Genomic DNA, 16,627 nt, shown 5'->3' on the forward strand with positions numbered 1-16,627 from the left:
TTAATCTAACTTAACACCAATATATCTTCTTTGATTTTGATTATTATAAATCACAATTAAAATTGTTTTTTGATTAGATTTTAAAACAGTATCTACAATATCTTCAAGATCTTTGATTGATTTTATTTTTTTCTTTTGAGCTTCAACAATAATATCTCCAACGTTTAAGTAGTCCACTGGACTATTTCTTCCAATATTTGTTATAACTAACCCTGTTGTTTGATTTGGTAATTTTCTTTCTTTAATATCATTGTCATTCAATAGTCTTGTTATAATTTTTAACGATTTAATTTCAGAAGTTTCAGGTGTCTCATTATTATTATCTTTTTTTTCAACTTTAAAATCTTCTGACGTTTCAAGTCTACCTAATTTAATCTTTTTAATGATTTCTTTTTTATTTCTCCAAATTTTAACATTAACTACTTTACCAACCTCTGTTTGTGCAACAATTATTGGAAGCTCTTTCATTTCATTTATTTTAGTATTGTTAAATTCTAATATGATGTCACCATCTTTAATTCCAGCTTTAGCAGAAGGACTTTTATCGGCTACACTTGCAACTAATGCTCCTCTTGGTTTGTCTAGCTCTTCTACATCTGCAATTTCTTGGGTGACTACTTGAATTCTAACACCCAGCCATCCTCTTTTAGTTTCACCAAATTCTATTAACTGCTCTACAACTTTCTTTGCATCATTAGATGGTATTGAAAAACCTATACCAATTGATCCACCTTTACCTAGAATTGCAGTGTTAATTCCAATAACATCACCATTCATATCAAATAAAGGACCACCAGAATTTCCAGAATTTATTGAGGCATCAGTTTGAATATAATCTTCATAACGAGATAAACCAATTGATCTATTTCTTGCTGAAATAATTCCTGCAGTTACCGTTCCTCCTAACCCAAATGGATTACCAATTGCAATAACCCAATCACCAATTCTTGCTTGATCTGAATTTCCAAATTTTACTGGTATAAATTTTTCTTTTGAATCTATTTGAAGGACAGCAATATCTGATAAAGGATCTGCGCCAACAACCGTTGCTTTGTACTCTTTATCACCATCCACTCTAACCAAAATATTTTCTGCGTTTTGAATAACGTGGTTGTTAGTGATCACAATACCACTTTCTTTTATTATAAATCCTGAACCCAATGCGGCAGATTTTCTTGTTTGGGGTGTCCCAAATTCTTTAAACATATCTTCAAAAGGTGATCCTGGAGGAAATTGAAAACCAGGGAATGGATTTGAATTTGTAGTAACTGTTGTTGTTGTAGAAATATTTACAACAGAGGGCATTAATTTTTCTGCTAAGTCTGCAAATGATGCTGGCGCATCTTTTGCTAGCGCTTGTGATGTAAAATTTATTATAAATAATAAAATAAATAATTTTTTAATTCTGTTCATATTAACTTTTTATATACCAAATAATTATAAAACCTATAACTGCAAAAATTAAACCACCACTTCTTAATTGTGAATCTTTTATTAACTCCATTTTTTTTAAAATACTTTTCATTTTTGATGGAAATAAGGCGTATAATATTCCTTCAATAAAAAGAAAAAGACCAAAAGCTATGATCAACTCCTTCATAAAATTATTATGTTACTGAGATTTAGGTTTGATATTACCAAAAAATTTAAAAAACTCACTATCAGGTGATAGAATAACCGAAGTATCTCCGCCTATTAAAGCAGTTTCATAAGCTTGCATTGCTCTATAGAAAGCAAAAAATTCTGGGTCTCTTCCAAATGCGTCTGCAAAAATTTTGTTTCTCTCACCATCTCCTTGACCTTTCATGATCTCAGAATCTTTATTTGCGTTGGCTAGTAATACAGAAACATCCTTGTCAGCAGTCGATGTAATAGTTACAGCCATTTCAGCACCTCTAGCTCTAAATTCTTTTGCTTCTCTTTCTCTTTCAGTTTGCATTCTTCTATAAATTGCTTCACTATTCGCTTGGGGTAAATCAGCTCTTTTAATTCTAACATCTACAATTTTAATTCCAAATTTTTGAGCTTCTGCGTTTACACCTTCTTGAATTAAAGACATTTGTTTAGATCTATCTTTTGATAGTAATGTTTGTAATTCTTGTTGTCCTAAAACATTTCTAATTCTTGAGTTAATAATGGTTGCTAATCTTGATCTTGCAACTCTTTCATTTCCAACTGAAATATAAAATTTTAAAGGATCTACAATTTGAAATCTTGCAAAAGCATCAACAATTAATCTTTTTTGATCAGATGCAATAACTTCCGCCGGTGGTGTATCAAGATTTAAAATCCTGCTATCTAAAAAGACAACATTTTGAATAAAAGGTATTTTAAAGTTTAAACCTGGTTTTAGTATGATTTTTTTAGGATCACCAAACTGAAGAACTATTGCTTGATTGACCTCTTTAACAATAAATATAGAGAAGAATGCTAATGCCCCTATTAAAATAATTATTGGTAATAAAATTTTTTGTGCTCTCATTAGTTACTTGCCTTTTTTTTTACCTAGCTCTGGTAATGGTAAATATGGTACTACACCTGAGCCTGCATTTTTTTCAATTATTACTTTATCAATATCTGCTAAAACTTTTTCCATAGTCTCTAAATACATTCTTTCTTGAGTTACTTCTTTAGCTTTTGCGTACTCATTATAGATAGATATAAATCTACTAGCTTCACCTTCTGCTTGAGCAACAACTTTTTGCTTATAAGCTTCTGCTGCTTGCATAATTTTTGCAGCCTCTCCTCTTGCTCTTGGAATTACATCATTAGCATAAGCTTCAGCTTCATTTTTAGATCTTTCCATATCCGCTCTTGCTGCTTGTACATCTCTAAATGCGTCAATTACTTGATCAGGCGGATCTGCTTTTTGTGTTTGAACTTGTGTAATTTGAATACCACTATTGTATTCATCTAGGATTGATTGAATAATTTCCTGAGTTTCAATTTCAATTCGAGCTCTTCCCTCAGTTAAAACTGGTTGAATTTTACTTTTAGCAATTACTTCTCTCATTGCTGTCTCTGCTGCAGCTTTCACTGTTCCTTCTGGATCTTGTATTTCAAATAAAAATTTACCTGCATCTTTTATTACCCAAAAAACTGAAAAATCTATGTTAACTATATTTTCATCACCAGTAAGCATTAAACTTTCTTGAGGAACATCAGCAACTCCTCCGCCTTGTGAAAAACCGCTATCTCTTTCAGATCTAAATCCAATATCAATTCTATTTACTTTTGTAACTTTTGGTGTTTGAACTGTCTCTACTGGAATTGGAATGTGATAATGTAATCCTGGTTGAGTGGTTTTTACAAACTTACCAAATCTAAGCACAACACCTTGTTCATCAGGTCCTACTCTATAAAGTCCGCTAGCTAACCATACAAACGCTAAAATAATTAAAATTAAACCAATTGGTTTTTTTCCTGATGAACTTCCACCAGGTAAAAATCTATTTATCTTACTTTGAATGTCTCTAATTAATGCATCGATGTCTGGTGGTCTAGGTCCTTTTCCTGAACCATTTCCTCCTCCTGGAGGTGTTCCCCACGGGCTTCCGCCTCTACCTTGAAAATCATCTGACATATGACAAAGTATATAATGTCTTTCTACTAAAAAACAAGTAATGATAAAAATATGACAGATAAAAAGCCTGAACTAAGTGACGCAATGAAGAAAAAGTTGGAGCCTAAAAAGTTCACAAAGAACCCAATTTTAGGAACAAAATTTACGATTGCCGTATCAAGTGCAAAAGGAGGAGTTGGAAAATCTACTTTTGCAACTAACCTTGCTTTAGCCTTAAAACAAATTGGCTGTAAAGTTGGCTTGCTTGATGCTGACATTTATGGTCCATCAATTCCAAAAATGTTTGATATTAACGAAAAGCCAAAAAGTGATGGCCAGACTTTAACTCCAATTACAAAATATGATATTCAATGTATGTCCATTGGTTTTCTTGCTGACCAGCAAACACCCATGATTTGGCGGGGACCTATGGTGACCAGTGCAATTAAAACTTTTACACAAAAAGTTGGGTGGAAAGATTTAGATTTTATAATTGTTGATATGCCTCCAGGAACTGGTGATACTCAATTAACTTTTTCTCAAGAAATTAAGATGGATGGAGCAATTATTGTTTCAACTCCTCAAGAAGTGGCACTTCTTGATGTTAAAAGGGGTATTAAAATGTTTGATAAACTTGGAGTTAAGATTTTGGGTTTAGTTGATAACATGAGCTATTTCACTGGTGATGATGGTAAAAAATATAAAATTTTTGGTGAAGGTGGTGTTAAGCGAACTGCCGAAGAATTTGAAAAAGAGTTTTTAGGAGAAATTCCATTAAACCCCGAGGTTGGAAAATGTGGAGATGAAGGAAAGCCAATTGTAGAAGCTAACCCTGAGCATGAAATTTCTAAAATATATTTAGACTTTGCTAGAAAAATTAAATCAACTTATCTTTAAGATCAAAAGAAACCATTAACTCATTCCATTCTCTTTTAGACAAGCCTGAACTATCTGGGTTAATATCTTCACCTTTAATAAGTTTTTGAATAACAATTTTTCCTTTAGCTGAAACTTCTGTTCCACCCACTCTATAATCCATGAATGCATCATAAGTTATGGGCACCCATTTCTTAACAGTATCCAACATGATATCGGCATATACTCTTATTTCGTATTGAGCATGACTATCAGCTCTTAATCTTAAAAAATTCATCAAATTCAGTAAATCAGTTTTCCAATACCACTGTGTATAAGTATTTAAAGTTAAATTCATTCTTGCAAGTTCTCTTGCTAACCCTTTTTTATTTTCATCAATAGTTGAACCATCAAATCTTTGATTAAGCATCATCTCATAGTTGTCATAAGTTTGTTCAGCATCATTTTTTAATAGTTCTAAAACTTCTTTTGCTTGTTCACCCTCAATAACATCACCTCTACCTTGTCTGTTGCTTGAAGATTGAGCTGCTAAATTTTCTGCTGATGGCAAATAAAATTCTTTATCTAAAATTGAATACCTTGCTGAGTACTCATTAACATTTGCTGTTCTATGTCTGATCCATTGTCGGGCAATAAAGATTGGAAGCTTCACATGATATTTAATTTCACACATTTCAAATGGAGTGCTATGCCAATGTCTCATTAAATATTTTATCAAACCTGCATCTGTTGAAACTTGTTTGGTTCCTTTTCCATATGAAACTCTTGCCGACTGAACAATTGAAGTATCATCACCCATGTAATCAACGACTCTTACAAAACCATGATCTAATGCTGGTATTGCCTCATACAGAATATTTTCAAGCGCTGGGGCAGTAACCCTTTTCGTTTGATTTTGCTGACCTTGTTGATCTTTGATCTCTTGTGATTGTTCTTTAGTTAATTTCATGATTTTTATTGAATCTCTTTCAAATGCTTTTATAGTAATAGTGTTGGCTTGCCAACTACGACGATAAACGAATTTCGTAATAACCATTACGGACGTGGGGGCAGTACCCACCACCTCCACCATTTACAACTTAAGGGGGTGAAATAGGATCGACGGGTGACTAAAGGTTATTCTTTCGTTCGGGATTGTTCCACCGTGACGGGCTAAACTTTAAATGCTAACGAAAGTTACGCTATTGCTGCATAATTAACTTAGGTTAATTATAGAAGCACGGTCTGGGGCACCGGGTAACAGAACGCCCCTACTAATTTACAAATTTAGTTAGATCAGGTTTAAAATATTTAGGGCCCTTCATAACTTTTCCAGATTCGTTATAAATTGGTTTACCATCTTCACCTAACTTACTCATATTTGAGTTTTGCACTTCCTCAAAGCACTTATCAAGATCAATTCCAAACGCATGTCCAGCCCCATAAGTGACATACAATATGTCTGTTAAAGCATCTGCAACTTCTAAAAGATCTTTATTTTCCATTGCTTCTTTAAGCTCTTCTAATTCCTCTTTTATTAAATCATATCTAAGACTATTGATCTTATCAGTGCTAAAAGACGGCTTAGTTTTGACTTCTTGACCAAAGGTTTCCATAAAAGTTTTTACTTTGTTAAAATTTGACATTTAGCTCCTGTAAGTTTTTAATAATTAATATATAAGTATATTAAATTACTAATTATATATTAATCAATGAAATTAAGAAAAGAGTTTGACAGTATTGGAAGCATCAACGTACCTGGTGATAAATATTGGGGTGCATCAACTCAAAGATCTAATAAGTTTTTTAATATTGGAAAAATTTTAGTTAATATTTCAATAATAAAATCTATTGCAACCATCAAAAGATCTGCTGCTTTAGTGCATTATAAAGAAAAGCAGATAAATAAAAAAATTACTAATTCAATAATTAAAGCTTCAGATGAAGTTATAAAAGGAAAACTAGATGAAAATTTTCCTCTAAAGGTTTGGCAAACAGGATCTGGCACACAAACTAATATGAATGTTAATGAAGTAATTGCTAACAGAGCAATTGAAATATTGGGTGGAAAAAAAGGTTCAAAAAAACCAGTTCATCCAAATGATCATGTAAATAAATCTCAATCAACAAATGATGTTTTTCCAACAGCTATGCATATATCTGTTGCTCAAGAGACTATATCAAAACTATTACCTAGCTTAAAAATTTTAGAAAAAGAGTTAGCAAAAAAATCTAAAGAATTTAAAAATATTATTAAAATTGGTAGAACTCACTTGCAAGATGCAACACCTTTATCACTTGGACAGGAATTTTCAGGCTACCAGGTACAACTAAAAAAATGCATTGAGAGAATAGAGCTTGCTCTTAAAGAAATATATTTTCTAGCACAAGGTGGAACAGCCGTTGGAACTGGAATTAACTCTAAAAAAGGTTTTGATAAAAAAATTGTTAAAGAGATTGCCAAATATACTAAAATTCCTTTTAAGCCAGCCTCTAATAAATTTGCAGAACTTGCAGCTCACGATTCTATTGTAAATTTTTCAGGCACACTAAATACTTGTGCTGTTGCATTAATGAAAATATCAAATGATGTAAGATTTTTAGGTTCAGGGCCTCGTGCTGGATATGGTGAATTAATACTCCCAGAAAATGAACCTGGTTCATCTATTATGCCAGGAAAAGTTAACCCAACTCAATGTGAGGCTGTAACAATGGTCTGTGCTCAAGTTATAGGCAATCATACTGGAATTACAGTTGCTGGATCTCATGGACATTTTGAATTGAATGTATTTAAGCCGATGATTGCTCATAATATACTTCAGTCGATAGATCTTATTGCGGATAGTACTAAAAATTTTGCTGTTTATTGTGTTAAAGGAATTAAGGCTAACAAAAAAAGAATTAAAGAGCATCTAGATAACTCGCTAATGCTAATAACAGCGTTGGCTCCACATATTGGATATGACAATGCTGCAAGAATTGCAAAAACAGCTTTAAAAAATGGAACTACTTTGAAAGAAGAAACCTTGAAGACGAATCTTATTAAGGAGAAGGATTATGATCGAATAGTAGACCCTAGAAAAATGATTTACCCCACGTAAGCTTCAATTAACTCATTTAGTAGACGTCTACTTTTAATTAAATTATTCAGATTATTATCCCTAAAACCATCAATTATATTCATAAATTGATCACTTGTTTTATTATTATCAATTTTAACATTATTAAACTTAATTTCATTGTTTAAAAAATCATAATCAATATTAACAATAACATTTTTAATTGTTTTTCTTAATCTCTTATTTGTGTTTAGAAAAGAAAATAATCGATCAGAATCTTTAATATCAAAGAAAAAAGTTGCATTTAAAAATAACTTATTATCTTGAAGAAACAAACTACTATTACTTAACTTTAATGACCCCATATTATTAACAACAAGTTTTGTTCCATCGATGTTAATTTTACCATTTAATATATTGAAGTAAATCTTTGCGTTATCAAAAAAATCATCATTATTTTTTGTATAGACAGTTAAGGAAGTGTTTAGGCTTATATTTTCATTAAATAATAACCCCGAGTTAATAAATTCAACTAAAATAGAATTAAAGTTAAATAACTTAGATATGTTACTATTATTTAAAATCATATCTAAATTTAGCTCAAATGGATCAATTGATAGGTCACCAGCATAATTTATTTTAAAATTATTTAATTTAGAGTTTTTAGATGTAAAAACTAATTTTTTATCTCTCGATTTATATCTAGTATCAATTATAGAGTTTGAAAATGAAATACTATTACTTCCAGCAGCGGATTTATCCTTCTTTGTAATATGCTTATTTAAAATACCCAAATTAAGAGTCTTAGCTTTAAATAAAAACTCTTTTTCTATAATTAAATCATTTTTAGTGTTTAGTTTAAAAGTAAAAGGTATTGCAAAAACATTACCTTTTAATTCAAATTGATTTTGTATTTTTTTATTATCAAAGAAAAGGTTGCTTTTGTTAATTTTTATTATTGTAATTATTTCTTCTAAATTATTTTTAAAAAAAACACTACTTTCGTTAATCTTAATTTTTTTGTCAGAAAATTTTTGATTAGAAGAATCATTTAATACCTTAAGATCATTTTTTGATAAAGAAAAATTAGCATTATTAATAATCATTTCTGTTATGTTCATTTTTTTTTTATTAAGAAAATTAATTTGATCCAAAAATATTTTTAGATTTTTAATTTTTGCTATTGTTTTTTTATTTTTAGAGTTATTCATTATTATCTTAGAATTTATAATCAAAAAATGTGGTGCTGGAAGAATACGATATGAAATGTCATCAATAGAATCTAAATTTATCTTAAATTCACTAAGTAGCTGGGTTTGAATTTTGTCTTTTACCCAATCCTTGTCATATAAAAGGGGTATCTGTAAGTAGAATATATACAAAAATAATATGCTAATAAAAGTTATTAAAAATTTATTAAAGTTACTAATTTTTAATTTATTAATTGTTTTATTCTTAACTTTAAATATTGTATTTTTTACTAGGTTATTAAAATTTTTAACAATTTTTTTCATAAATGTAGTTGAAATTTAAATATCTTATAATGAAATTTAAAAAATGGTAAACTCAGAATATTTAAATAATCTTAATAACGCCCAAAAAGAAGCTGTTTTATATCTAGACGGGCCTTTATTAATAGTAGCAGGCGCAGGTTCTGGAAAAACTAAAGTTTTAACTTCTAGGATTGCTCATATTATTAACGAAAAGAAGGCTTTTCCCAATCAAATACTGTCTGTGACTTTCACTAATAAAGCAGCAAAAGAAATGCAGAGTAGAGTGAGTGCTATACTTAACTCAGAAGCAATAGGCCTAACTTGGCTGGGCACTTTTCACTCTATTTGTGCTAAGCTTCTAAGAAAACATGCACCTGCGGCTGGATTAACTTCTAATTTTACAATTATTGATACAGATGACCAGGTAAGATTAATCAAAAATATATGTAAAGCTGAAAATATAGACATAAAGCAATTAGCCCCAAAGTTTATACTTTCAATTATTGACAGGTGGAAAAATAAAGGGTTTTACCCAGATGATGTCGTTATCAATAAAAATGATATTTTTGAGAGAACTATACTTCCTCTATATAAAATCTATCAGCAAAAGTTATTAGATTTAAATGCATGTGACTTTGGAGATTTAATTTTACACGTAGTTAAAATTTTAGAAAAAAATCATGATATAAGAAATATTTATTCAAATAATTTTAAATATATACTTGTGGATGAATACCAAGACACTAATTATATTCAAAGTAGATGGCTTAATCTACTCTCAGAAAAACATAAAAATTTATGTTGTGTTGGAGATGATGATCAATCCATTTATAGTTGGCGTGGAGCAGAAATAAAAAATTTTTTAGAATTTGATCAAGTATATAAAAATTCAAAAGTAATAAGGTTAGAAGAAAATTATCGTTCTTCACAAAATATATTATCTGTTGCATCAAATCTTATAGCTAATAATCAAAACAGAGTTGGGAAAACTTTAAAGACAACTATGGAAGAAGGAGACCTTGTAAAGCTTAATTGTTTTAAAAATGGAAAAGATGAAGCAATAGGAGTTTCTGACGAAATTGAAAAAAAACTTAAAAAAAAATATTCTTTTAACAATATTGCTATTTTAGTTAGAGCTATTTTTCAGACAAGAGAATTTGAAGAACGATTTTTAAAAATTGGTTTACCTTATAGAATTCTTGGTGGAACAAAATTTTATGAAAGAGCAGAGATAAAGGATTGTGTTGGTTATTTAAGATTGATACATCAGCCAAAAGACGATTTGGCATTTGATCGAATAGTGAATAATCCTAAAAGAGCCATCGGTGATAGTACTTTAAAATTAATACATGAGTTTTCAAAAACGAACGCTGTTAGCTTAGAAATTGCTTCCAAAAAATTAATTGAAGAGAATTTAATTAAACCCAAAACTAAAATTGGGCTTAGTTCTTTTTTATTCCTCATAGATAAATGGAGGAATGATATTAATATAAAAAAAATTAGTCACGTTAAATTATTACAATTAGTTTTAGATGAATCTGGCTATTCAAGTATGTTAAAAAATAAAAAAGACTTAGAAAATGAAAATAGACTTGAAAATATTAAGGAGCTTTTAAGTGCAATGAAAGATTTTGATAATTTGGAGGGTTTTCTTGAGCATGTTGCTCTTGCAACTTCAGTAGATCAAGACTGGGATGGGGAAAAGGTTAACATGATGACAATGCATGGATCCAAAGGACTTGAGTTTGATGTAGTTTTCTTACCAGGCTGGGAAGAAGGTCTTTTTCCACACCAAAAATCTATTGAAGAAAAAGGTCAAAATGGACTTGAAGAGGAAAGACGATTGGCTTATGTGGGGATAACAAGGGCCAAAAAAAAAGCACTTATATCTTTTGCTATGAATAGATTTTATCAGGGAAATTGGATAGACAGTATGGCTTCAAGGTTTATTGAAGAACTACCAGAAAAATTTTTAGAAAAAAATTCTTTTTTTGACGACGCCAAAGATAATGAAGATGATTTTGAGTTTAATCAAGATTTTGAAATTGAGGAAGGAACAAGAAGTCCAGGATGGATAAGATATCAAAAACGAATTAAATGATTATACAAAAAATAAAATCTTTAAGAAATAAATTTAAACACCATAGTGTTGATGGCTACATTATTCCAAAAAATGATGAATATTTTTCTGAATATGCAAAAAATGATAGATTAAAAAATATTACAGGTTTTTCAGGCTCGGCAGGATTTGCAGTAATTTTAAAAAAACAAAATTATTTATTTGTTGATGGGAGATATACTATTCAAGCGCATCAACAATCATCAAAAAATTTTAAAATAATTGAAATTCATAAAAAACAACCTCATTCTATTATTAAAAATTTTAATTTAGGTTATGATCCAAAATTATTTACATCCAAATTACTTAATAAGTATTTTATAAATAATAATCTGGTTTCCATTGATCAAAATTTAGTTGATGAAATATATAAATTTAAAGAAAAAAAAACAAAACCATTCTATTCTTTGGATAAGAAAATTGTAGGCGAAGATTATAGGTCTAAAATTTCTAAAGTTGTAAGATTTCTTAAAAATAACAAAGCAGATTATTGTTTCATCTCTGCGCCAGAAAATGTTGCGTGGCTTCTAAATATACGAGGATATGACAATCCAAATAGCCCAATTGTAAATGCAAGGCTAATATTAAATAAAAAAAAAGAAATATTTTTAATATCAAACAAAAATAATTTAAAAAAAATTATCCTAGATAGAAAAATTAAAAAAAATCAAATTTTACCAATCAAATCACTTCCAACATTTTTAAATAAGTTAGATGGTAAAAATTTTATTATTGATAGTAAAACTTGTTCAATTTTTTATGAAAAAATAATTGAGTCTAAATTTAATATACTTAAATTTGATGATCCAATTTATGAACTAAAATCCATCAAAAATTCTATCGAAATACAACATATGATCAAAGCACATAAACAAGATGGTTTAGCATTAACAAGGTTTATTTATTGGATTAAGAATATTAACAAAAAAAAAATAACAGAAGTAGATGCACAAAATAAATTAGAAAAATTTCGAAAATTAAATAAAAATTATTTATTTCCAAGTTTTGATACTATTGCTGGTGCTGGTTCAAATGGTGCAATTATTCATTATAGAGCTAATAAAAAAACAACTAAAAAAATTGAAAAAAAAGACATTTTATTGGTAGATTCTGGTGGACAATATCATTATGGAACCACAGATGTTACTAGGACTATTTCATTCTCAAAACAAAAAAAGTTTATCAAAAATGCTTATACTAACGTACTAAAAGGTCATATTGCCGTTGCCTCAATAAACTTGAAAAAAGATGATACTGGAAAAAAAATTGACATAAAAGCTAGAAAATTTTTAAAAAGAGAGGGTCAAGACTATGCCCACGGAACAGGGCATGGAGTAGGTTTTTTTTTAAATGTTCATGAGGGACCTCAATCAATATCAAAAAATAATTCTATAAAAATAAAGAATGGAATGATCCTAAGTAATGAACCTGGTTTTTATAAAAAAAACCGCTTTGGTATTAGGATCGAAAACTTAATCTATGCCAAAAAAACCAGAAGAAGCTTTAATTTTGAAAACCTTACACTTGCTCCTTTAGAAAAAGATTTAATTAACTACAAGCTATTAAATAAAATAGAAAAAAATTATTTATTTAAATATCATTTAAATATTTATTCAGAATTTTCTGGTTTGCTTAATAAAAAAGAAAGAAAGTGGTTAGCCACTCTTATTTAACATTTTTAACCATTCTGTCTGATTAATAATTTTTATATTCCACTCCTTAGCTGTGTTTATTTTTTTTAGAGTTGGTTTGTCTCCAGCAATTAAATAATCAAGTTTTTTATTAACGTTACTAATTATTTTTCCTGAATTTTGTTCTATCAATGATTTTGCTTCCGCCCTGCTTATTCCATTTAACTTCCCAGTTAACATAAAAGTTTTATTTTTTAACAATCCATTATTATTTGCTAAAATTACATTTTTGATTAACAATTTTTTTTCTAACTCAAATAGCACTTTAAGATTAGTTTTATTTAAGAAAAATTTTTTGATTGATTGAATTTGCGTAATCCCAATTCCATCAATATTAAATAAATTTTCAATATTATTTTCTTTTGATAGTCGAAAAAAATTAAGTGATGTTTTAAGGTGTCTTGCAATAAGCTTTGCATTTTCTTGTCCTATATGCCTTATACCCAATGAATAAATAAATCGCTCTAAAGAAATATTTCTTTTTTCTTCAATTGAAAATTTTAAATTAGCAACTGATAATTTCCCCCATCCTTCAAGTTCTTCTATTTTATCATAATTAAGTTGAAATATATCTTGTGGAAGTCTAACTAATTTTAAGTTCCAAAAATTTTCAACTATTTTCTTCCCAAATCCATCTATATTAAATGCATCCTTAGAAATAAAATGTTTAATCCTTTCTATGGCAATTTTTTCACATTCAAATCCCTCACTAGCACACCTTCTTACAGCATCTTGTTTTTTAGTTATTTCATTATAGTCTTTAATCGTTTTACTCCCACAAGATGGACAATTTAGTGGAAAAATAAATTTTTTTGAATTTTGTTTTCTTTTTTTTAAATCCACCAAAACAACATGTGGAATTACATCTCCGGCTCTTTCAACTGTAACAGTGTCCCCTATCCTTATATCTTTTCTGATAATTTCATCCTCATTATGAAGTGTTGCATTTGAAACTATTACTCCCCCAATATTTACTGGTTTAATCTTTGCAACTGGAGTAAGTGCGCCCGTTCTACCAATTTGTATTTCAATATTCATAATTTCAGAAATTGAGCTATTTGCTGAAAACTTATGTGCTATAGCCCACCTGGGTGCATTTGCAGCAAAGCCCAATCTTTTCTGCAGAGCAAAATCATTAACTTTATAAACAATTCCATCTATATCAAATGCCAACTCTTTTCTTTTTTCCTCTAATTCTCTATGATTTAAAATTAAATTTTTAACACCAATAATCTTTTTGTTAAATGGGTTTATTTTAAAACCCCATAATTTTAAATTTTCTAAAAAACTTGTTTGATTATTGATTTTCATTTTTTTTTCATAACCATAAGTATAGGCAATAAATCTTAGTGGAATTTCTGATGTTATTAATGAATTTTTTTGTCTTAGTGATCCGGAAGCAGCATTTCTTGGGTTTGCAAATTTGGCATTAATTTTTTTAAAATCATCGTTTTCTATAAAAACTTCACCTCTAATATCTATCTCTTCTGGAAAATTATTCTTAGTAATTTCTAAAGGTATATCCTTAATGGTTTTTAAATTTTGAGTAATATCCTCACCCTCATTACCGTCTCCTCTAGAAAGTCCTTTTATTAATTTCCCATTAACATAGATTAAGGATGCAGATATTCCATCAATTTTGGGTTCAGCGCTATATTCAATTGAATTTGTATCTTTTAAACTTAGGAAATTAATTATTTTTTTTTCAAAATTTCTTAAGTCTTCTTCATTGAAGGCATTTCCAAGTGATAGCATTGGAACTTTGTGTTTTATTTTTTTAAAATTTTTAGATGGTTTAAAGCCTACTGAAATTGATGGTGAAAGTTTACTTTTTAAAAATTTATATTTATTTTCAAGGTCAATTATTTGTTGTTTTAATGAGTCATATTCCTGATCACTAATTACCGGAACACTATCTTCGTAATAGGCTTTATTTAGTTTATGTATTTTTCGTATTTTTTTAAGATAATCTTTTCTAACTAAAGCATCATTCATTTAATCAAAAATTTTTTTAAATTTAGCTTTAAATTTTGATAGAATCTTTCTTTTATCTTTTTGTTTTAATTTTTTAACTTTTTTATAGTCATAAACATAATCTTCATTAAATATTTTATACGATGCTTTATACCATTCGCTAGAACCATAATTATATCCTAATAAGTTTGCATATTTCTTTGACTCATCTATTAAGCCAAGTCTATAATTTATTTCAACCAATCTATATAATGCTTCCTCAACATAAACTGTTGTCTCATAATTTTCTAATATTGTTTTAAATCTATTTATAGCCGGTATCCATTTTTTACTTTTTAGATAATGTCTAGCTACAAACATTTCTTTTCCTGCAAGCTTATCTTCGATAAGTTCTAATTTAAATTTAGCATCTAAAGCAAAATCAGTATTAGGATATTCTGTTATTATTAGTTCAAATTCTTTTTTTGATTTAAGTAATGGTTGTAAATCTCTTTTTTCATCAACAATATTTTCATAATAACACATAGCTAAAATGAAGTGTGCATAATCCATATCAATATGATTTGGATATTTTTTCATATAACTCTCTATTTGGTCAATTGCTTCAAAATAGTAATCTTGTGAATAATAGGCGTAAGCCGCCATCAAAGAGGCCATTGGTGCCCATTCTGATTGTGGAAAAATTGATTCTGCATCATTAAATTTATTTGCTGCGTACAAAATATCTCCGTTCAATAATTCCTCATAACCCTCCTCGTATAGTGAAATCATTTGTAAATTTATATCGTCTTCATTAATAACAGAAATTTTTTTTTCCTTGTTACATGAGGTTAAAAAAATACTTAAACTTAATAATAATATGTAAAAAAGCTTTTTCATTCTTAATCTATTAACATAAAACTAAAAAAACTCTAATCTTTATGCAATAGATCTTAGGTTACTTTTGTTAATAAAAGCATGTGGAAGACTCTTTTCTTTTATTTCTATCAAAGAGAAATTTTGATCATTTTCAAAAACTTCTCTAAGTAATTGATTGGTAAGCTTATGCCCACCTTGACTGCAAACTATTTTACCAATTATTCTATATCCAGCTAAATACAAATCACCCATACAATCTAAAATTTTATGATTTACAAATTCTTTTTCATTTCTAAGTCCACCCTCATTTAAAACTTTGTTATCTTTTACTACAACAGCATTTTCAAGGTTGCCTCCTTTGGCAAGGCCCATTTCTTTTAATTTTTCTACATCCTCATAAAGACAGAACGTTCTAGAATTATAAATATCTGATAAATCGGATTCATAAACTTTTATTGAATTTCTTTGTTCACCTATAAGGGTATTTTCATATTTTAATTCAAAATCTATATCTAAGCTAACTTTACTTGGTTCAATACTGATTTTTTTATTTCCATCTATAAATTCAATTTTCTTTTCAATTTTAATTATTTTTATTGGAACACTGCTTGTTTTAATTCCTACTTTTAATATTTCTTCTACAAAAATCTTTGCAGATCCATCTAGTATAGGCACTTCATAGTTGTCAATTTCAATTAAAGCATTATCAATACCTAATCCAAATAAAGCTCCCATTAAATGCTCTAAAGTAGACACACTTACACCTTCTTCATTAGAGATGGTTGTACAAAATAATGCACTACTAACATTAAATATATTAGGGATAATTATATTATTTTTTTTAAGATCAGTTCTTTTAAAAATTATTCCAGAATTTGGTACAGCTGGTTTTAAAGTCATTGTTACTTCTAAACCACCATGAAGACCAACACCTTTGAACGTGATATTTTTATTGATAGTTTTTTGATTTAAAATAGACACACAAGCTTTATAAGTAGTTGAGCTAAATTAAGAAA

14 protein-coding genes and 1 other RNA gene are annotated in these 16,627 nt (G+C 28.7%); 5 read left to right on the forward strand and 10 right to left on the reverse strand.

Features of this window, described 5'->3' with window-relative positions:
* Genes ABXT52_RS05115 through hflK form a run of 4 tightly spaced genes read right to left on the reverse strand, consistent with a single transcriptional unit; the run spans position 1 to position 3,583 of the window.
* Positions 1 to 1,413, reverse strand: coding sequence for a Do family serine endopeptidase (locus ABXT52_RS05115; RefSeq protein WP_415271498.1), 1,413 nt, complete (start codon positions 1,411 to 1,413; stop codon positions 1 to 3).
* Position 1,414: 1 nt separating this feature from the next.
* A complete protein-coding gene (locus ABXT52_RS05120; protein ID WP_415271499.1) occupies positions 1,415 to 1,600 on the reverse strand; it encodes a DUF2065 domain-containing protein in 186 nt (61 codons plus the stop codon).
* A gap of 12 nt (positions 1,601 to 1,612) precedes the next feature.
* Complete coding sequence (gene hflC / locus ABXT52_RS05125) at positions 1,613 to 2,482, reverse strand: protease modulator HflC (RefSeq protein ID WP_415271500.1); 870 nt, start codon at positions 2,480 to 2,482, stop codon at positions 1,613 to 1,615.
* A 3-nt stretch (positions 2,483 to 2,485) separates the two neighbouring features.
* Entirely contained in the window at positions 2,486 to 3,583 is a 1,098-nt protein-coding gene (gene hflK, locus ABXT52_RS05130) for an FtsH protease activity modulator HflK (protein WP_415271501.1), read from the reverse strand.
* A 51-nt stretch (positions 3,584 to 3,634) separates the two neighbouring features.
* On the opposite strand from hflK, the gene ABXT52_RS05135 reads away from it, so the two are divergent.
* A complete protein-coding gene (locus tag ABXT52_RS05135; protein ID WP_415271502.1) occupies positions 3,635 to 4,459 on the forward strand; it encodes an Mrp/NBP35 family ATP-binding protein in 825 nt (274 codons plus the stop codon).
* Here ABXT52_RS05135 and thyX read toward each other — a convergent pair.
* A complete protein-coding gene (gene thyX, locus ABXT52_RS05140; RefSeq protein WP_415271503.1) occupies positions 4,440 to 5,387 on the reverse strand; it encodes an FAD-dependent thymidylate synthase in 948 nt (315 codons plus the stop codon). The genes ABXT52_RS05135 and thyX overlap by 20 nt on opposite strands.
* A gap of 4 nt (positions 5,388 to 5,391) precedes the next feature.
* Between thyX and ssrA the strand changes: the two genes are divergently transcribed.
* Positions 5,392 to 5,693: a transfer-messenger RNA gene (gene ssrA, locus ABXT52_RS05145) on the forward strand.
* On the opposite strand, the gene ABXT52_RS05150 is transcribed toward ssrA, so the two are convergent.
* Positions 5,692 to 6,063 carry a nucleoside triphosphate pyrophosphohydrolase family protein gene (locus ABXT52_RS05150; protein ID WP_006997897.1) on the reverse strand — a complete coding sequence of 124 codons (372 nt, stop codon included), beginning with the start codon at positions 6,061 to 6,063 and terminating at the stop codon, positions 5,692 to 5,694. The genes ssrA and ABXT52_RS05150 overlap by 2 nt on opposite strands.
* A gap of 66 nt (positions 6,064 to 6,129) precedes the next feature.
* On the opposite strand from ABXT52_RS05150, the gene fumC reads away from it, so the two are divergent.
* Positions 6,130 to 7,518, forward strand: a complete 1,389-nt coding sequence (gene fumC, locus ABXT52_RS05155) for a class II fumarate hydratase (RefSeq protein WP_415271504.1) — start codon at positions 6,130 to 6,132, stop codon at positions 7,516 to 7,518.
* On the opposite strand, the gene ABXT52_RS05160 is transcribed toward fumC, so the two are convergent.
* Entirely contained in the window at positions 7,506 to 8,990 is a 1,485-nt protein-coding gene (locus tag ABXT52_RS05160; protein WP_415271505.1) for a hypothetical protein, read from the reverse strand. The two genes, fumC and ABXT52_RS05160, sit on opposite strands and share 13 nt — an antisense overlap.
* Positions 8,991 to 9,033: 43 nt before the next feature.
* Between ABXT52_RS05160 and ABXT52_RS05165 the strand changes: the two genes are divergently transcribed.
* Positions 9,034 to 11,070 carry an ATP-dependent helicase gene (locus ABXT52_RS05165; RefSeq protein ID WP_415271506.1) on the forward strand — a complete coding sequence of 679 codons (2,037 nt, stop codon included), beginning with the start codon at positions 9,034 to 9,036 and terminating at the stop codon, positions 11,068 to 11,070.
* Positions 11,067 to 12,761 (forward strand): M24 family metallopeptidase, encoded by a 1,695-nt coding sequence (locus ABXT52_RS05170; protein ID WP_415271507.1) that lies wholly within the window; start codon positions 11,067 to 11,069, stop codon positions 12,759 to 12,761. The genes ABXT52_RS05165 and ABXT52_RS05170 overlap by 4 nt, the downstream gene beginning before the upstream one ends.
* On the opposite strand, the gene ligA is transcribed toward ABXT52_RS05170, so the two are convergent.
* From ligA to lpxC, 3 genes are read right to left on the reverse strand one after another with little or no spacing between them, the layout of a single operon-like run.
* The gene (gene ligA, locus ABXT52_RS05175) at positions 12,744 to 14,774 is read right to left on the reverse strand and encodes an NAD-dependent DNA ligase LigA (protein ID WP_415271508.1); all 2,031 of its coding nucleotides are present in this window, start codon (positions 14,772 to 14,774) and stop codon (positions 12,744 to 12,746) included. The genes ABXT52_RS05170 and ligA overlap by 18 nt on opposite strands.
* Positions 14,775 to 15,632 carry an outer membrane protein assembly factor BamD gene (locus ABXT52_RS05180; protein WP_415271509.1) on the reverse strand — a complete coding sequence of 286 codons (858 nt, stop codon included), beginning with the start codon at positions 15,630 to 15,632 and terminating at the stop codon, positions 14,775 to 14,777.
* Positions 15,633 to 15,671: 39 nt separating this feature from the next.
* Positions 15,672 to 16,592, reverse strand: coding sequence for a UDP-3-O-acyl-N-acetylglucosamine deacetylase (lpxC, locus tag ABXT52_RS05185; protein WP_415271510.1), 921 nt, complete (start codon positions 16,590 to 16,592; stop codon positions 15,672 to 15,674).
* Positions 16,593 to 16,627: the final 35 nt, after the last annotated feature.

The organism is Candidatus Pelagibacter sp. Uisw_121 (assembly GCF_047722545.1).
Classification (GTDB): domain Bacteria; phylum Pseudomonadota; class Alphaproteobacteria; order Pelagibacterales; family Pelagibacteraceae; genus Pelagibacter.